At 66.5% G+C, this 18,212-nt stretch carries 15 protein-coding genes and 1 tRNA gene; 5 read left to right on the top strand and 11 right to left on the bottom strand.

All coding sequences use genetic code 11. From position 1 onward, the window contains the following. Positions 1 to 8 precede the first annotated feature (8 nt). From B5D62_RS30100 to B5D62_RS30075, 6 genes are all read right to left on the bottom strand, one after another. Positions 9 to 1,040, bottom strand: a complete 1,032-nt coding sequence (locus B5D62_RS30100; RefSeq protein ID WP_231714994.1) for a HoxN/HupN/NixA family nickel/cobalt transporter — start codon at positions 1,038 to 1,040, stop codon at positions 9 to 11. A gap of 628 nt (positions 1,041 to 1,668) precedes the next feature. Then, complete coding sequence (locus tag B5D62_RS30095; protein WP_085937793.1) at positions 1,669 to 2,649, bottom strand: ArgK/MeaB family GTPase; 981 nt, start codon at positions 2,647 to 2,649, stop codon at positions 1,669 to 1,671. Further along, on the bottom strand, positions 2,646 to 5,324 hold the full coding sequence (ppdK, locus tag B5D62_RS30090; RefSeq protein WP_085937792.1) for a pyruvate, phosphate dikinase: 2,679 nt from the start codon (positions 5,322 to 5,324) through the stop codon (positions 2,646 to 2,648). Before ppdK ends, B5D62_RS30095 begins: the two co-directional genes overlap by 4 nt. Positions 5,325 to 5,326: 2 nt before the next feature. Continuing rightward, the gene (gene glyS / locus B5D62_RS30085) at positions 5,327 to 7,378 is read right to left on the bottom strand and encodes a glycine--tRNA ligase subunit beta (protein WP_085937791.1); all 2,052 of its coding nucleotides are present in this window, start codon (positions 7,376 to 7,378) and stop codon (positions 5,327 to 5,329) included. Between the two features lie 131 nt (positions 7,379 to 7,509). Next, complete coding sequence (locus B5D62_RS30080; RefSeq protein ID WP_231714993.1) at positions 7,510 to 8,412, bottom strand: glycine--tRNA ligase subunit alpha; 903 nt, start codon at positions 8,410 to 8,412, stop codon at positions 7,510 to 7,512. A gap of 116 nt (positions 8,413 to 8,528) precedes the next feature. Next, a complete protein-coding gene (locus tag B5D62_RS30075; protein WP_085937790.1) occupies positions 8,529 to 8,798 on the bottom strand; it encodes a hypothetical protein in 270 nt (89 codons plus the stop codon). Positions 8,799 to 8,852: 54 nt separating this feature from the next. On the opposite strand from B5D62_RS30075, the gene glpD reads away from it, so the two are divergent. Continuing rightward, entirely contained in the window at positions 8,853 to 10,388 is a 1,536-nt protein-coding gene (gene glpD, locus B5D62_RS30070; protein WP_085937789.1) for a glycerol-3-phosphate dehydrogenase, read from the top strand. 85 nt (positions 10,389 to 10,473) lie between these two features. Then, on the top strand, positions 10,474 to 11,094 hold the full coding sequence (locus B5D62_RS30065) for a Spy/CpxP family protein refolding chaperone (protein ID WP_085937788.1): 621 nt from the start codon (positions 10,474 to 10,476) through the stop codon (positions 11,092 to 11,094). Positions 11,095 to 11,186: 92 nt separating this feature from the next. Here B5D62_RS30065 and B5D62_RS30060 read toward each other — a convergent pair whose 3' ends face one another. Further along, entirely contained in the window at positions 11,187 to 12,011 is an 825-nt protein-coding gene (locus B5D62_RS30060; protein WP_085937787.1) for an aspartate dehydrogenase, read from the bottom strand. Between the two features lie 130 nt (positions 12,012 to 12,141). On the opposite strand from B5D62_RS30060, the gene B5D62_RS30055 reads away from it, so the two are divergent. From B5D62_RS30055 to B5D62_RS30045, 3 genes are all read left to right on the top strand, one after another. Then, a tRNA-Pro gene (locus tag B5D62_RS30055) sits at positions 12,142 to 12,218 on the top strand. Positions 12,219 to 12,776: 558 nt separating this feature from the next. After that, entirely contained in the window at positions 12,777 to 13,625 is an 849-nt protein-coding gene (locus B5D62_RS30050) for a sulfotransferase domain-containing protein (protein ID WP_085937786.1), read from the top strand. Positions 13,626 to 14,097: 472 nt separating this feature from the next. Beyond that, entirely contained in the window at positions 14,098 to 14,688 is a 591-nt protein-coding gene (locus B5D62_RS30045) for a helix-turn-helix domain-containing protein (protein WP_085937785.1), read from the top strand. 41 nt (positions 14,689 to 14,729) lie between these two features. Here the strand turns inward: B5D62_RS30045 and B5D62_RS30040 are convergent, their stop codons facing one another. From B5D62_RS30040 to B5D62_RS30025, 4 genes are all read right to left on the bottom strand, one after another. Continuing rightward, positions 14,730 to 16,256: an ABC-F family ATP-binding cassette domain-containing protein gene (locus B5D62_RS30040; protein ID WP_085937784.1), complete on the bottom strand. Its 1,527-nt coding sequence runs from the start codon at positions 16,254 to 16,256 to the stop codon at positions 14,730 to 14,732. 321 nt (positions 16,257 to 16,577) lie between these two features. Continuing rightward, complete coding sequence (locus B5D62_RS30035; RefSeq protein ID WP_085937783.1) at positions 16,578 to 17,342, bottom strand: sulfite exporter TauE/SafE family protein; 765 nt, start codon at positions 17,340 to 17,342, stop codon at positions 16,578 to 16,580. 135 nt (positions 17,343 to 17,477) lie between these two features. Further along, the gene (locus tag B5D62_RS30030) at positions 17,478 to 17,891 is read right to left on the bottom strand and encodes a hypothetical protein (protein ID WP_085937782.1); all 414 of its coding nucleotides are present in this window, start codon (positions 17,889 to 17,891) and stop codon (positions 17,478 to 17,480) included. Beyond that, a partial coding sequence (locus B5D62_RS30025) for a transposase (protein WP_139374174.1) occupies positions 17,876 to 18,212 on the bottom strand: 337 nt, incomplete at its 5' end. The genes B5D62_RS30025 and B5D62_RS30030, both read right to left, overlap by 16 nt.

Below are 18,212 nucleotides of genomic sequence, written 5' to 3'. Positions count from 1 at the left end.
GTCGCGTCTCAGCAGCGATCGCCGTTGGTCTCCAGATGATCGAGGCCGGCGTAGCGATAGACGAGGACCGAACCGATCCAGGCGGCCGCGAACAGGCCGACGAGCACGAGCCCGATCTCGTTGAGATGCGCGCTGGCCGTCTGGGCGCCCGACCAGAACCAGCCGTTCCAGCCCAGGCGATCGCCGATCAGGCCCAGCACCTCGATGCCGCCGATGACCAGCGCCACCAGCGCCGAGAGCGAGGTGATGACGAGATTGTAGTAGAGCTTGCGCAGCGGATTGACGAACGCCCAGTCGTAGGCGCCCAGCATCAGCACGCCGTCGGTCGTATCGACCAGCGTCATGCCGGCGGCGAACAGGGCCGGGAACACCATGATGCTCCAGATCGACAGACCGCGTGCCGTCTCGCTGGCGGCGATGCCGAGCAGCGACACCTCGGTCGCGGTGTCGAAGCCCAGCCCGAACAGGAAGCCGAGCGGAAACATGTGCCAGCTCCGCCCGATCAGCCGGAACAACGGCCGGAACAGGCGGGCGAGAAGGCCGCGGCTGTTGAGCAACAGATCGAAATCCGCCTCGACATAGCGACCGCCGCGCCGCACCGCGCGATAGCTGCGCCACACCGAGCGCAGGATCACGAGATTGATGGCCGCGATCGCCAGCAGGAAGCCGGCCGAAACGAGCGTCCCCACCACCGAGCCGACGGCACGGAACGACTCGAAGCGCGTCGCGAGCAGCGTCGCCGTGGCCGCCACGCCGGCGACGGCGAGCGTCACCACGCTGGAATGGCCGAGGGCGAAGAAGAAGCCGACCAGCAACGGCCGCTTGCCCTCCTGCACCAGCTTGCGCGTGACGTTGTCGATGGCGGCGATGTGGTCGGCATCGACCGCATGGCGCAGGCCGAAGCCATAGGCCAGCAGCGCCGCGCCCAGCAGCACCGGATGATCGCGGAACAGGAGCAGCGCCCATCCCCAGGCGGCGAGGTTGCTGCCGATCAGCAGCGTGTAGAGGATGATCAGGGACCGGGGTGAGCGACGCGACATCCCCTCTCTCATATCCCGCCCGCCCGGCCGGGGGGAGAGATAACATGCCCGACGAAGCATCGGCCGTCACCCCCTCACCCGCCCTCTCCCCCTATCGGGCGGAGAGGAGGAGGAAAAGATGTACCGGGGTGCGTCGCCTCCTTCTTCTCGGGCTCCTCGCCCCCGCAGAGGGAGAGGAGGAAGAAGATGTACCGGAGTGCGTCGCCTCCTTCTTCTCGGGCTCCTCGTCCCCGCAGAGGGAGAGGAGGAGGAGGAAGATGTACTGGAGTGCGTCGCCTCCTTCTTCTCGGGCTCCTCGCCCCCGCAGAGGGAGAGGAGGAGGAAGATGTACCGGGGTGCGTCGCCTCCTTCTTCTCGGGCTCCTCGCCCCCGCAGAGGGAGAGGAGGAGGAGGAAGATGTACCGGGGTGCGTCGCCTCCTTCTTCTCGGGCTCCTCGCCCCCGCAGAGGGAGAGGAGGAGGAAGATGTACCGGGGTGCGTCGCCTCCTTCTTCTCGGGCTCCTCGCCCCCGCAGAAGGAGAGGAGGAGGAGGAAGATGTACCGGAGTGCGTCGCTTTCTTCTCGGGCTCCTCGCCCCCGCAGGGGGAGAGGTTGGGTGAGGGGGCGTCGCGAACAGGCTTGCTCGACGTCAAGACGACGCGGGCGGCGGCTCCAGCGCCAGGCTCAGCAGGCGGATGCGCTCGAAGGGCTGGGCGCCGACGGGAAGGGAAAGGTCGAGGCCGAGCTGGTGCAGACGGGCGAGGCCGCGCGTGCCGTAGCGCTCCTGCATCGCCTCGCGCACCCAGCCCTCGCTCTGGCGATGGCGGGCGATCGCCAGCCGGCCGTGCTCGGCGAGATGGCGGCGATGGGCCTCGAGCGCCTGCATCAGGGCATCGATGCCCTCGCCGCTGCGCGACGAAGCGACGAGCGTCCCGAGCTTCCAGTCCTGCGGATCGGCGCTGGCCAGCGACAGCGCACCGGCGACATCGGCGCGCGCCCGTTCGGCGGCGGCGCCGAGATCGGCCTTGGTGACGACGATAAGGTGCGGGATCTCGACGATGCCCGCCTTCATGAACTGCAGCGAGTCGCCCGAGCCCGGCTGGACGCAGAACACGACCGTGTCGGCGACGCCGGCGACGTCGGTTTCGGATTGCCCGACGCCCACCGTCTCGATCAGCACCCGGTCGAACAGCGCCCGCATCACCACCATGGCGGCGAGCGTCTGGTCGGCGAGGCCACCCAGCCGGTCGCGCGCTGCCATCGAGCGCACGAAGATGCCGTCGTCGGCCGAGTCGGTGACGATGCGCACGCGATCGCCCAGCAGCGCCCCGCCGCTGGCCTTGGAAGACGGGTCGACCGCAATGACGCCCACCGTGTGGCCGGCCGTCCGCCAGGCCGCGACCAGCGCCGCGCACAGCGAGGACTTGCCGACGCCGGGCGGTCCGGTGATGCCGACCACATGCGCGCGCGGATGACGCCACGCCTCGTCGAGCAGCGCCTGCGCCGTCTTCGATTCGGGATCGCGCTCCAGTGCCGCGAGGGTCTGGGCAAGCGCGCGCTTGCGCCCCTGCCCGGCCTCTGCCCGTCCGGCTTGTTCCCGTCCGGCGGGCCGAAGCGCGTCGAGGGTCATTCCGTCTTGAGCGCGCCGCCCAGCGCCGCCTGGGCCGCCGCCAGCCGCGCGATCGGCACGCGGTAGGGCGAGCACGAAACGTAGTCGAGTCCGGCCTTGTGGCAGAAGAAGACCGAGGCCGGATCGCCGCCATGCTCGCCGCAGATGCCGAGCTTCAGCCCGGTGCGGGTCTTGCGGCCGCGTTCGGCGGCGATCTCGATCAGCTCGCCCACGCCCTCGGTGTCGAGCGAGGCGAACGGGTCGTGATCGAAGATGCCGCGCTGCTGGTACTTCTCCAGGAACGAGGCCGAGTCGTCGCGGCTGAGGCCGAAGGTGGTCTGGGTGAGATCGTTGGTGCCGAAGCTGAAGAACTCGGCCGTCTCGGCGATCTCGCCGGCCCGCAGCGCCGCGCGCGGCAGCTCGATCATGGTGCCGACCATGTATTCGAGCTTCTCGCCCGAGGCATGGCTCACCTCAGCCGCCACCTGGTCGACGACCGCCTTCATCAGGTCGAGTTCCTTCTTGGTCGCGACCAGCGGGATCATGATCTCGGGGATCACCGTCTTGCCGTGCTTCTTCTGCACCTCGGCCACGGCCTCGAAGATGGCGCGGGCCTGCATCTCGTAGATCTCGGGGAACGAGATGCCGAGACGCACGCCGCGATGGCCGAGCATCGGGTTGAACTCGTGCAGCTTGTGGGCGCGAGCCTCGATCTCCTTGACCTCGACGCCGAGATCCTTGGCGACCTCCTCCATGTCCTCGGCGGTCTTGGGCAGGAACTCGTGCAGCGGCGGATCGAGCAGGCGGATCGTGACCGGCAGGCCGGCCATGATCTCGAACAGCTCGACGAAGTCCTGCCGCTGCATCGGCTGGATCTTGGCCAGCGCGGCGCGGCGGCTCTTCTCGTCGTCGGCCAGGATCATCTGGCGCACGGCGACGATGCGGTCGCCCTCGAAGAACATGTGCTCGGTGCGGCAGAGGCCGATGCCCTCGGCGCCGAACTTGCGCGCCTGGGCCGCGTCGGCCGGCGTCTCGGCATTGGTGCGGATGCCGAGCTTGCGCACCTCGTCGGCCCACACCATCAGCTCGGCGAAGTCGCCCGAGAGCTCCGGCTGCACGGTCGGCACGACGCCCAGCATGATCTCGCCGGTGCCGCCATCGAGCGTGATCTGCTCGCCGGTCCGCACCGTGGTACCGCGCACGGTCAGCGTGCCGGCATTGCTGTCGATGCGCACGTCGCCGGCGCCGGCGACGCAGGGCTTGCCCATGCCGCGCGCCACCACGGCGGCGTGGCTGGTCATGCCGCCGGTCGAGGTCAGGATGCCCTCGGCCGCGTGCATGCCGCCGATATCCTCGGGGCTGGTCTCGCGACGCACCAGGATCACCTTCTCACCGGCACGCGCCTGCTTCTCGGCCTCCTCGGCGGTGAACACGACCTTGCCCGAGGCCGCACCCGGCGACGCCGGCAGGCCCTTGGCGATCACCTTGCGCGGCGCCTTGGGATCGAGCGTCGGATGCAGGAGCTGGTCGAGGCTCGACGGCACGATGCGCGCGACCGCTTCCTTCTTGTCGATCAGGCCCTCGTGCACCATGTCGACGGCGATCTTGAGCGCGGCCTTGGCGGTGCGCTTGCCGTTGCGCGTCTGCAGCATGTAGAGCTTGCTGCGCTGGACGGTGAACTCGATGTCCTGCATGTCGTGATAGTGCTTCTCGAGCGTCTCGCGCACCTTCACGAGCTGCTTGAACACTTCCGGCATCACCTCTTCCATCGCCGGCGCTTCGGACTTCTGCGCCTTCTTGCCCTCGACGGTGAGATGCTGCGGCGTGCGGATGCCGGCGACCACGTCCTCGCCCTGCGCGTTCACGAGATACTCGCCGTAGAACAGGTTGGTGCCGGTCGAGGGATCGCGCGTGAAGGCGACGCCGGTGGCGCAGTCGTCGCCCATGTTGCCGAACACCATGGCCTGCACGTTGACGGCCGTGCCCCAGCTCTCGGGGATCGAATGCAGGCGGCGATAGGTGATGGCGCGCTGGTTCATCCACGAGCCGAACACGGCGCCGATCGCGCCCCACAGCTGCTCGCGCGGCTCCTGCGGGAACGGCTTCCCGGTGCGCTTCTCGACGATCTTCTTGTACTCGGCCACGACCGACTTCCAGTCGTCGGCCTTGAGCTCGGTATCCATGTGGACGCCGAGATCCTCCTTCTTGAGTTCGAGCGCTTCCTCGAAATAGTGGTGCCCGACATCGAGCACGACGTTCGAGTACATCTGGATGAAGCGGCGATAGCTGTCCCAGGCGAAGCGGTCGTCACCTGACGACTTGGCCAGGCCCAGCACCGTGCGGTCGTTGAGGCCGAGATTGAGGACCGTGTCCATCATGCCCGGCATCGAGGCGCGCGCGCCGGAGCGCACCGACACCAGCAGCGGATGGTTGGCATCGCCGAAGTTCGCGCCGACGATCTTCTCGACGCCGGCCAGCGCCGTCTCGACCTCGTCCTTGAGTTCGGGCGGATAGGATTCCTTGTTGGCGTAGTAGTAGGTGCAGACTTCGGTCGTCACCGTGAAGCCCGGCGGCACCGGCAGGCCGAGGCTCGACATCTCGGCGAGGTTGGCGCCCTTGCCGCCGAGAAGGTTGCGCATCTCGGCGCGACCTTCGGCCTTGCCGTTTCCGAAACTGTAAACCCACTTATGAGCCATCTTCAGCCCTCGATCTTCGAGAAATCCGCCACCGAATCCATGGTGGCCCGAATCTGATTGAGCAATTTCAACCTGTTCAGCCGCAATTGCGGCCTGTCCACGACATTGACTGTGACCTTTTCGAACAAAGCGTCGATCGGCGCGCGCAGGCCGGCGAAGGCCTGCATCGCCCCGGCGAAATCCTCGCGCTGTAACGCCGGCTTCACGGTCCGCTCGACCTCGGCCAGCGCGGACGCAACGCTTTTTTCCTCGGCTTGTTCCAGCAGCGCCGCATCCGGCGCACCGGCGAGCTGCGCGCTCAAGGTCTTGTCCTTCTTCTCCTCGGCGCGAACGATGTTGGCAGCGCGACCATAGGCCGTCAGCAGATTCTTGCCCGCCTCGGTGCCGAGGAACGACTGCAGCGCCTCGACGCGCGCCAGGAGCCGCACCAGGTCGTCCTCGCCGCCCAGCGACAGCACCGCATCGACGATGTCGTGCCGCACGCCCTTCTCGCGCATCTGCACCTTGAGGCGCTCGGCGAAGAAGGCGAGCAGATCGTCTTCCTTGAAGAAGCGCTTGAGCGGCAGGCGCAGCCCGTTCTCGACGATGATGCGGATCACGCCCAACGCGGCACGGCGCAGCGCGTAGGGATCGCGCGAGCCGGTCGGTTTCTCGCCGATCGACCAGAAGGAGATCAGCGCATCGAGCTTGTCGGCCAGCGCCACGGCGATCGACACCGGCGCCGACGGGCAGCGATCGTTGGGACCGGCCGGCGCGTAATGATCGCCGATCGCCTCGGCCACGCTGGCCGGCAATTTCTCGCCGAGCGCATAGTAGCGGCCCATGATGCCCTGCAGCTCGGGGAACTCACCGACCATGCCGCTCACCAGATCGGCCTTGCACAGCTCGGCCGCAGTCATGATCTCGGTCGGGTCGCTGCCCGGCACATGCTCGGCGACGGCGAGCGCCAGCGCCGCGATGCGCTGCACGCGATCGGCCTGCGAGCCCAGCTTGGCGTGGAAGACGATGTCCTTCAGCGCCGGCAGCCGTTCCTCGAGCCGGATCTTGCGATCCTGGTCCCAGAAGAACTTGGCGTCGCTCAGCCGCGACCGCAGCACGCGCTCGTTGCCGTCGACGATGGTGGCGCCGCCGTCGCGAGCGACATTGTTGGCGACCACGACGAAACGGTTGGCCAGCGTGCCGTCGGCCTTGGTCGTCGCGAAGTAGCGCTGGTGCGTCTTCATGGAGACGATCAGCACCTCGGGCGGCACGTCCATGAACTGCGCATCGATGGTGCCCAGCATCGGCACCGGCCATTCGACCAGCCCGGCGACCTCGTCGAGCAGCGCCTCGTCCTCGTTGAGGCTGACCTGGGCCTCAGCGCAGAGCACGCGCGCGCCGTCGAGGATGACCTGCTTGCGCTCGGCGGGATCGAGCATCACATGCGCGGCCCGGAGCTTCGCCGCGTAGTCGGCAAATCCCGTGACCGTGATCTCGCCCTTGCTGAGGAAGCGATGGCCGCGCGTGGTGTCGCCGAACGGCACCGGCGCCATCTTGCCCCCGGGAGCGATCGAGCCCGGCAGCACCTTGCCGTCGAACAGAGCGACGATGGATTGCAGCGGCCGCACCCATTGCATGGTGCCACTGCCCCACTTCATCGACTTGGGCCACGGCAATGCCTTCATCGCCGCCTCGATGATGCCGGGCAGCGCCTCGGCGGTCGGCCCGCCCTTCTTGTGGATGACGGCGAACCAGAATTCGCCCTTGCCGGTATCGCGCTTCTCGGCCTGGTCGAGCGAGGTGAGGCCGGCGCCCTTCAGGAAGCCCTGGACCGCCTGGTCCGGCGCGCCGACACGCGGACCGCGCTTTTCCTCGCTGACATCGGCGCGGGCGACCGGCAGGCCGTCGACCACCAGCGCCAGCCGGCGCGGCGTCGCGAAGGCGCGCGCTGCGGTGAAGGTGAGGCCGGCTGCCTTGAGGCCATCGCAGACGAGGCGCTTGAGATCGTCCGCGGCGCGCGCCTGCATGCGCGCCGGGATCTCTTCGCTCAGCAGTTCGAGGAGGAACTCAGCCATCTAGTGGCGCTCCCCTCGGCGGAGCGCGCCACTGCGCGCGGATACTTCCGCGCTGAAGTGGCGCTCAAGGGCGCGGTCGAGCCGAAGAAGATGAGCGCCACTGGAGTGGCGCGCTCCGATGAAGTGAGTCATCACGCCGCCTTCTCGAGCTGGGTCGCCAGCCACGCCTCGCAGCAGGCCTTGGCCAGGGTGCGGACGCGCAGGATGTAGCTCTGGCGCTCGGTGACGCTGATGACGCCGCGCGCGTCGAGCAGGTTGAAGGAGTGCGAGGCCTTGATGCATTGCTCGTAGGCCGGCAGCGGCAGCTTCTTCTCGATCATGCGCGCGCATTCCTTCTCCGCATCGGCGAAGTGGCGGAACAGCATCTCGGTGTCGGCATGCTCGAAATTGTAGGCCGACTGCTCGCGCTCGTTCTGGAGGAACACGTCGCCATAGAGCAGCGGCACCTCCGAGTCGGGCGAATTGAACGGCAGCTCGTAGATCGTCTTCTTGTCGAACAGGTACATGGCCAGCCGCTCGAGGCCGTAGGTGATCTCGCCGGCCACCAGGTCGACCTCGATGCCGCCCACCTGCTGGAAGTAGGTGAACTGCGTGATCTCCATGCCGTCGCACCAGACTTCCCAGCCCAGCCCCCAGGCGCCGAGCGTCGGGCTCTCCCAGTCGTCCTCGACGAAGCGGATGTCGTGCAGGGTCGTGTCGATGCCGATGGCTTGCAGCGAGCCGAGATAGCGCTCGAGGATGTCGGCGGGTGACGGCTTCAGGATCGCCTGGAACTGATAGTAGTGCTGCAGGCGGTTGGGATTGTCGCCGTAGCGGCCATCCTTGGGCCGACGCGACGGCTGCACATAGGCGGCGTACCAGGGCTTCGGCCCCAGCGCCCGCAGCGTCGTCGCGGTGTGAAAGGTCCCCGCGCCCATTTCCATGTCATAGGGCTGAAGAATCACGCAACCCTGGCGGGCCCAATAGTCCTGCAGGGTCAGGATCAGTTCCTGGAAACATCGCGGCTTGGCGCGCGTCGCCGACAGGTTCGACACAGGACGTCCTCGAAACTCAGAAGGCCTTGTCTTTTCGCGACTTTTGGCCGTTTTTGCGGTGCGGCAAAATAGGTGCCACCCCTATCCCGGTCAAGCGTCGCAACAGTCCTGAAATATCAACCTTGGGGGCAGTCGGATCGGCCGCATTTTCCGGCACTGACCGAAACATAGGCACCGCAAACCGGGCAGGCCTTGGTGTCCTCGACAACCGGACGGCGAGGCGCGGCCGGCGCCGGGCTGGCGGACCGCGCCGCCGGCGTCTGGCGATTGCCCGAGACGGGCCGATTGGCGCCCGAGCCGCCGAGCAGGCCGAGCCAGCGCCGCGCCGTGTTCCAGGCGACGTAGGCCACGACCCCGAGCATCACGAACTTCAGTAATAGTCCCATGGGGCCTGTTTGCGGGGCGCGCGCAGAGCGGTCAAGCGCGCTATATGACCGCCCATGAACGGAACTGAAGGCCAGCCGCTCGATCTGTTCGTCGTGGGCGGCGGCATCAATGGCGCAGGCATCGCCTGCGACGCCGCCGGCCGGACCCTGACGGTCGGCCTGTGCGAGATGAACGACTTCGCGAGCGCCACCTCCTCGGCCTCGACCAAGCTGATCCATGGCGGGCTGCGCTATCTGGAGCACTATGAATTTCGCCTGGTCCGTGAAGCATTGATGGAGCGCGAGGTGCTGCTGGCCAAGGCGCCGCACCTGTCCTGGCCGCTGCGCTTCGTGCTGCCGCACGAACCCCATCTGCGGCCGCGCTGGATGCTGCGGCTCGGCCTGTTCCTCTACGACCACCTCGACTGGCACATGACCCTGCCCAAGTCGAAGGCGGTGGACCTGCAGCATAGCAAATTCGGCGCCGGCCTGAAATCGACCTTCCGGAAGGGCTTCGTCTATTCCGACGGCTGGGTCGACGACGCGCGCATGGTGATCGCCAACCTCAAATCGGCGCGCAACATGGGCGCGAGGATCTTCGCGCGCCATCGCTGCACCAGTGCGCGCCGCACGCCGGACGGCAAACTGTGGGACATCGAGCTGGCCGCGCCGCAGGGCACGACGATCAGGCTGCAAGCGCGCGGGCTGGTCAATGCGAGCGGACCGTGGGTCAAGCACTTCCTCGACGAGCAGGCCGCCGTGCGCACGCCCAAGCGCGTGCGCCTGGTCAAGGGCAGCCACATCGTCGTGCCGCGCCTGCATGACGGCGACCATGCCTTCATCCTTCAGAACGAGGACAACCGCATCGTGTTCGTGATCCCCTACGAACGCGACTTCTCCCTGATCGGCACCACGGACATCACCGTCGAGACGAGCGACAAGCCGGTCTGCTCGCCCGAGGAGATCGCCTATCTCTGCGACATCGCCGGCCACTACATGGCCAAGCCCGTCACGCCGGCCGATGTCGTCTGGACCTATTCGGGCGTGCGGCCGTTGTTCGACGACGGCGACGACGATCCGTCGGCGGTGACGCGCGACTACCATCTCGAGGTCGATGCCCCCGAGGGCGGCGGCGCGCCGATCCTGTCGGTGTTCGGCGGCAAGATCACGACCTATCGGCGTCTTGCCGAGCATGCGCTGGAAGATCTGCGGCCGTTCTATCCCTCGATGGGTAATGCGTGGACGGCGCACAAGGCGCTGGCCGACGGCGAGATGGCCGATGCGCCAAGCTTCGAGCAGGCGTTCGACCGCTTCGTCGAAGGCGCTTGTGCCGCCAAGCCGGGGCTGCCGCGCGATCTCGTGCGCGTGCTGGCACGTCGTCACGGCACGGGCCTCGACGACCTTCTGGACGAGGTGAGGACGGTCGCCGATCTCGGACGCTGCTTCGGCGGCCATCTCTACGAGGCCGAGGTGCGCTATCTCATGCGCGAGGAATGGGCCGCCGAACCCGACGACGTGCTGTGGCGGCGAACCAAGGAAGGGCTGCATATGTCGGTCGCGCAACGCACCGCCTTCGCGCAGTGGATGAGCGCGCAGCGGCCCAACACGTAAAAAAGCCGGCGGGCTCCCGGGCACGTTCCCCCTCGGGAAAGCGTATTTCCGGTGTGGGAGAGTTATCAGCCTGTGGGAGCCTGTCATGCGTTTGCGTCCCGTTCTCTTTGCCGCGCCTCTCGCCGTGGTGGCGATGGCAAGTCTTGCCTGTCTGACATCCGCCTCCGCCTTCGACGGCGGATCGGCCGACCTGCCCGAGCTGGCGCAGGCCAATCCACCGACACCGCCCGCCCCACCACTTGGTGCTGGCCCAGGCGCCGGTCCGGGTATGCACGGTCCGATGAGTGGCGGCCCGATGGGTAACGGCCCGATGATGCAGCCCCGGCCCTTCTCGCCCCAGAAGATGTGCGAGGAGCATGTCGCTCGCCGCATCGGCAACCGCGCCTATCTCAAGGCCCGGCTCGACCTGAAGCCCGAGCAGATGTCCGCGTGGAACGCGTTCGAGAAGGCGGCGGACGAGGCGAGCGCCAAGGCCAAGGCGGCCTGCGCCCAGTTGCCGACCGAACTGCAGACGCCGCCCAATTTCGCCGATCGCCTGGGCATGCGCGAAGCGATGATGAAGACGCGACTGGCGTCGATCGAGGCGGTCAAGCCGTCGCTGCTGGCCCTCTACGCGGCGCTGACGCCGGAACAGAAGGAAATCCTGGATCGGCCGATGATGGGCGGTCACATGATGCACGGTCCGCACGGCCGCGGCCCCGGCTGATCGCCGACCTGCTCTCTGCGCAAGTTCTCGACGGCGGTCGGCATCCCCGACCGCCGTCTCTCATTCACCAGTCGGCTCTTACCAGTCGCCTCTCACCAGTCGCTGGCGCGCGTCAGCCTGATCAGGCTTTCGGCCATGCTCTGGGCTGTCAGCACGCCGGTCTTGGGATTGTCCGGCATGGCCCGGCCCAGCCGGTCGAGCTTGAGTTCGCCCGAGTCGCTGACGACCTCCAACTGGCTGGCATTGGTGCCAGGCGGCAGGGTCGGATCGGCCACCAGCTCGATCTCGGTACGCTTGAGGCCCGCGCCGCACAGCGCAACGGTCACGGCGAGATTGGCATTCTTCGGATAGAGCCGGCCGGCATCGGCGGGCGAGCCGCGGAAGATCGTGGTCCGCTCCTTGATCGCGCCCAGATCGAACTCGGTCTCGGCCGGCGTGCCGCTCCAGGCGTGAGGCGGCTTGATCGAGGTGTATTTGACGTGCTCGATCTTGCCCAGCCGCATGGCGAGCAACCCATCCAGGCCGGCAATGGCGCCCGAGGGCAGGTGCAGACGCGCCCCGCTCCTGGCTGCCGCCGCGACGTGTTTTTTCCACAGCTTGGCATCGCCGTAGGCGCCGGTGGCGATCACCATGAGGTCGATCCCCTTGTCGAGGATCTCCTCGCCGAACTCGCGCACCGCCTCCTGGCTCGCCGCCTCGACCACGATGTCGGGCTTGAGCTTCAGCAGCGCCTTCAGCGTTTTCACGACCGCGACCTTGCTGCCGACTTTCTTCTGGGTTTCCTTGCCGCGGCCAGGCCGCACCAGCACGCCGACGATGTCGATCGGCGGCTTCTTCTCACGGAACAGGTCGAACAGCGTCTGGCTGATCGCGCCATAGCCGATCAACGCGATCTTGAGCCGCTTCTTCTTTGCCATCTCTCCCCCGGAACCGACTGATTCGTCGTCGAAAACGGTCGGACTATAGCGATGCGGCGCGGCCCTTGCGACCCCGAGAGGTCGCGGCTATAACCCCGCGGCCCGAGCGGAGACAGACTCCGTGAACTGACGGAGTGTAGCTCAGCCTGGTAGAGCACTAGCTTCGGGAGCTAGGGGCCGGAGGTTCGAATCCTCTCACTCCGACCAATCGGGATGATCCGAAAACGACGCATCGAAAGATGCGTCGTTTTTCGTTTCAGGCTCCCTCTCGGCGACCGTGGCTGGTGCCGGCCGTCAGCATCGCCGCGATCCACACTGCCTTCTGTCGATCACGGTAAGTTGACGATGTGCAAAATGGGTGAGGGCAGGACGGAGCGATATGGGCCTACAAAATATCCACTTGCCCACTTTTTGCATCAACGATGATATGTCGTATTGCAGCTTCTCCCGCGCTGCGTACACTAAGTATAAGAGCCAAATGTCAGCGGGGATGAATCGCGTAAGCTGTGCGTAAGCGTCTTGGAGCCTAACCGCCCCTGACCCAAAAAGGGTATACTGGAAATTGTCGAAGCGAGACCGTTGCCACATGCTGCATCAGCCTAGGCAAAAAGACGAGAATTCCCCTATTGGTCGTCCTACCATAGCTTTATCCGAGAATTTACGAGCTTGTTTTGTGGTTTTTAGACAACAATCGCCCATCTGGACGAACGGCCGCGCAGTGCCCGCGACCGCCGTCCGGCCAAAGAGAAAGAAAGTAAGCGTACAATGAAATATAACGTGGTTGTCGCCACCCACCACAAGACCGGCACCGTTTGGATGGACGGCGTGTTCAAGAACATCGCCGCCGACCTTGGGGTCGACTGCATCCGTTTCGAAGCCGAGCCCGAACGGCTCGAAGAGACGCGGGACCGCCCCTTCATCCTGCTCAGCACCGATTCCCGGTTTGGCCGGCATGCCGGCCTGCTGGAGCGCCCCGACGTGCGCGTCCTCCACATCATCCGCGATCCGCGCGACGTCGTCATCTCGGCGATGCACTATCACAAGAAGTCGAACGAGAGCTGGCTGCACGAGCCGGTGCCCGGCTACGACAACATCACCTACCAGCGTCGGCTGAAGGCCCTGCCCAGCCGCTATCATCAGTATGTCTTCGAGATGGACCACTCGAGCGCCGGCACGGTGCACGACATGCAGGGCTGGCAGTACGGCCGCGCCAATTGCTTCGAGGCGCGCTACGAGGAACTGCGGCTGGATACCGACCTCTCCTACTGGTCGCGCATCTCGGCCTTCCTGGGCTTCGACGAGGGCGAACGGCAGGTGGCGCGCCAGCGCTTCTGGGAGAACAGCCTGTTCGGTGGCCTGTCGCGCCTGGGCAACAAGCATGTGCGCTCGGGCGACGTGCAGCAGTGGAAGCGCGAGTTCAACATCGGCCTGGCCTATGCCTTCCTGGCGCGCTTCCCCCGCACCCTGCAGGTCATGGACTACGAACCCGACCATCGCTGGATCCTCGATCTGCCGCGGACCGAGCCCAAGGAGTTCGGCGCCTCGCTGTCGCGTTTCGCCACCCTCGGCCTGCAGCCCTTCGTCGAGCTGAGCCGCAGCCTGTCGCTGTTCTGACGCACACGGCAGGCCGACACGGATCGGGAGGCACGGATCAGATTCGGTCCGCGCTGCTGGCGGCCAACGATCGTCCAGCCCGACACGCGTGACGGCAATTGCGTGGATTGCCGCCCTTTGAGGGTCCTGAGAGAGGCCCGTCGGGCGGACGCGGACTCCAGGCCAGCGCGCCGGGAGGGAAGCACGCATCGGAAATCCGCCTCTCCCTCGCGACCCGCAACCTGCACACAGCCCTGCGCTCCCCGATGATCGCCGTGGCGCCCCGGTACGAAAGCGCCGCCGGGTAGCGAAGCGGCACAGATCCTCTCTCACGATCGACCAGTCAGAATCGATTTCCCGCCTCATGAACATGGACTTCCAATCGACCACACCGCTCTCGTCTGCGAGACGCATATTACTCGCTGGCGACTACCCAAGTGCAACGTGACCGCCCAGAATGAGCGGTCTGCACGAACATGGAAGGGAGCCGGTGATGGCACGTGGCCCAAAGGAAGTCCGGCCGCCTCGGCGGCGCGCCACGACGGTCAAGGTCGAAGGGCGGCTGGAATTGGCGGGCAGCGGCGGAAATTCCCGTCTCTTCATCTACATGATCGGAAATTACCTGCACCGAATCGAGCGTGAGCGCCGCGGGCTCTATCAGGGCGACCTCGACCTCGCGTTCGTCGCCGAGTTGATCGGCACAATCGGCGTAGAACCCGGCATGCGCGACGCGGCGTTCCGGCAGAAGCATGCGACTTTCGACAGCGTCATCGGCATCGAGGGCCAGCGCGCCACCAACGCCGCCTCGATCGCGAGCGCCTCGGGCATTCCCCGCGAGACGGTGCGCCGCAAGCTTCGACGCTTGCAGCAATTGGGCGTCGTCGTCGAGAAGGAGCGCTCCCGCTACATCCTCAAGCCGGGCGTAATACAGCAGCCGCATCACCAGGCGGCCTTCGCCCAGACCATCGAGCAGACCGTGCGATTCATGAACGAATGCCTCGAACATGGAGTCGTGCGCTGGGTTCCTGCCGATAAGGCAAAGCGCAGCGCGGCGGACCAGGCACGCGCCGAGGAAGAGCTGTAGGTTTCCTTCGCCGCCTCATCTCTGCCAGACCGGAAGAATGCTCACCCTACCGCGGCGGCGGCCGCAAAGAAGGGCTCCGGACTTTCCACCTCCAGCAGCCGCTTGCGATCGATGACCCAGAACCGGTTGCCGACCGCGCGCACGAAGCTGCGGTCGTGCGAGACCAGCAGACAGCTCGCCTGATGCGCCAGCAGCTCCCGTTCGAGCGCTTCCTGCCCCTCGATGTCGAGATGGTTGGTCGGCTCGTCGAGCAGATAGAAGTTCGGATTGGTGAGGCGCAGAACGAGCATGACGAGCCGCGCCCGTTGCCCGCCTGACAGTCGGCCCAGCGGCCGCTCCTGCAGGTCGATGCCGATGCCGGCAGCCGCCAGCAGGCCTCGTGCCTTCTGTTCGGCGATGTCGAAGCGGCGACCCAGGGTATCGAGCGGCGTTTCCGCCTCCCGCAGCGTGCCGAGCGTCTGGTCGGCGTAGCCGAGCACCAGCGACGGCGTCACCCTGATGCCATTGTCGCCCCTGTCGTCAGCCTCGATGGCCTCGTGCACATGGGCGATCAGCCGCGATTTGCCGGCGCCGTTCGCCCCCAGCAGGACGACCCGGTCACCCTGGTGAAGGAAGAGCTTGCCCGTGCGATAGAGCGCGCGGCCGTCCGGTGTCCGCACCTCGACATCGTCGAGCGTGATCAACGCCTTGGCGTGCGTGCCGCGGTTGGCCAGCTTCAGGACGCCCGACGAGCGTTCCCGATGCGCGGGCTTGGCCGCGCTCTCCAGCCTCTCGGCGCGCTCCTTCAGCTGCTTCGTCTTCACCACCAGCAGATCGCTGCCGGAGTTGATGCCGATATTGTTGAGCTTCGCCGCCTGCCGGCGTAGTTGCCCCGCCGTCTTCATGTCCCGCTCGTAGCGCCGGGCCTGCGCGGCATCGGCCTCGTCGAGCGCCCGGCGCGCCCGCGAATAGGGAAGATCGAAGATCTGGGACTGGTCGGGTCGCAGGAACAGCGTGCGGTTGGTCACTCCATCGAGGAAGGCGCGATCGTGGCTGGCGACGATCAGCGGCACGGTGCGCGGAAGTGCCTTCAGCCACTGTTCGAGCGCGGCGATGCGGCCGAGATCGAGATGATTGGTCGGCTCGTCCAGCAGCAGCATATCCGGCTCGGTCACCCAGACGCGGGCGAGCATCGCCATCCTCTGCCAGCCACCGCTCAGCGCCTTCAGCGGTCGCGGCCGCAACTCTTCCGGAACCTCCAGTTCCTCCAGCACGAGATCGACGCGCCAGCTTTCCGACTCCGCACGATCGGGCGAAAGGGCGCGCAAGACGGCGTCATGGAAGGACAGGTCCAGCAGGTCGGACGGCACCTCCTGCTCGACGTGACCGACCGTCAGCCCCCGGGCGCGCGTGATCTCGCCCGCGGTCGCCTCGGCCGTGCCGGCGAGGCAGTGCAGCAATGTCGATTTCCCGGCGCCGTTGGCAGCGACGAGGCCGATGCGGTCCTCGGCATTGACGGAGAGGGTCAGGTTGGAAAAGAGCACAGCGGATCGCGTGACGCCAAGGCTGCGCAAGGTGATGAAGGTCATTGTCGCTTCTCTGGTCTTGCCGCGCGCGACGCCTCCTTGAAGGCACACAGCCATCATCGGAGGACGCATCAGCGGCGGCACATGGAAGACAGCGGAAGCCCGGACCGCGACGGTCGAGCTTCAGCCCACGAAGGGCAGACCAGGAAGGATTTTGCCTGAGCGCTTTCCGGTCAGCCCTGCAAACGCATCTGCAGGGCCTGGACGGGGCCACGTTGCCGGTAGAACCGGTTTCGGAAATCGCACATGTGACCCTCCTTTCTCTTGGGCGCGCGAGTAGAGGATACGCGCGCGGCACAGCCGCCGCAACGGGGCGCTGACGCGTCAGCTCACGAGGAAGTTGCGCAGCAGGCCGAACAGGCCGGTGGCGAACAGGATGGCGAGCGCGACGTTGCGGTAGAGGCGCTCGCTGCCGACGCCGTGGAACAGCTTCCCGCCGGCATAGGCGCCGGCGATCATCACCGGGAACAGCACGATGGCGCGCGCCAGCGCATCCCAGCCGGCCACACCGGTCGCCAGCACGATCACGATCAGCAGAAACTGCGTCAGGAAGTAATAGGTGACGATGTTGGCCCGGTTGACCGCCGGCGGATCGTTGCCCGACAGCAGGTAGAGCAGCACCGGCGGGCCACCGACGCTGGTGGTCGCCATCATCGCGCCCGACACAGCGCCGACCGTGGCGCCGATGGCGGCCGAGCGGCGGCCGCGATAGCGCCAGCCGCTCCACATCATCACCACGAAGGCCACGATCACCGCCGACACCGCCGTCACGATCGTGCCCTTGTCGACGCTCGCCAGCGCCCACACGCCGAGCGGCATGGCGAGGCAGGCGGCGATGCTCATCGGCGCCAGCGTCTTCCAGTCGGCATGGGCGCGCACCTGCGGGAAGAGCTGCAGCGACACCACCAGTTCGATCGCCACCACGGTCACCACCATCTCGGCCGAGCCGAACAGGATGGCGAAGATCGGCGCCATCAGCATCGCCGAGCCGAAGCCCGCGAAGCCGCGCATCAGCCCCGCGACGAGCGTGACGCCGAGCGCGGTCCACAGGCCGACTTCGGCGAACAGGTGTTGGATATAGGAGAGCATGGGACTGACGTTTCGACGGAGGAACGGACGAACGGAAAGACGATCCCCGGCCCGGGCAGGCGGAGGATCAGCCGATAAGTCGAATCGCCGTCAGTCGAATCATGGAGCGAACCATTCACGATCCCGCGCGTGCCGTCAACAACCGCCGCCCGCCGCCCCCTCCCCCCGCCTCTCCCCCTCGCGGGGGAGAGGAGCCCGAAACGATAGCGTCGCCCTTCTCATGTTCCTCTCCCTCTTGAGGGAGAGGAGTTTGAGGAGAGAGGTGCTTGCTCCATCATGTTCCTCTCCCCCTTGGGGGAGAGCCCGAAACGATAGCGTCGCCCTTCTCATGTTCCTCTCCCTCTTGAGGGAGAGGAGTTTGAGGAGAGAGGCGCTTGCTCCATCATGTTCCTCTCCCCCTTGGGGGAGAGCCCGAAACGATAGCGTCGCCCTTCTCATGTTCCTCTCCCTCTTGAGGGAGAGGAGTTTGAGGAGAGAGGCGCTTGCTCCATCATGTTCCTCTCCCCCTTGGGGGAGAGCGACTGTCTTTTGTGTCAAGCGCTTTGCCATGGACGTCGCTCCCTGAGGACAGCGTTTAAGATGGTGAGGAGCTTTCGCATGCAGGCGGTCAAGGCCAGCTTGGCGGGTTTTCCGGCGGCGCGCAGGCGTCGGTAGAAGTCGACGATGACGGGATTGCGCCGAGTGGCGACCAGTGTGGCCATATACAGGGCGGTCCGCACGTTTGCGCGGCCGCCGAGGATGGTGCGGCGCCCGCGTAGAGTGCCGCTGTCGCGATTGAACGGGGCCAAGCCGACCAAAGCGGCGATGGCCTTGCGTCCCAAGGTGCCGAGCTCGGGCAGGTCGGCGATCAGCGATCGTGCGGTGGTATTG

The organism is Enhydrobacter aerosaccus (genome assembly GCF_900167455.1).
GTDB classification, from domain to species: domain Bacteria; phylum Pseudomonadota; class Alphaproteobacteria; order Reyranellales; family Reyranellaceae; genus Reyranella; species Reyranella aerosaccus.
Note: the sequence above shows the minus strand (reverse complement) of the source record. Positions and strands in the feature narration are given on the sequence as shown.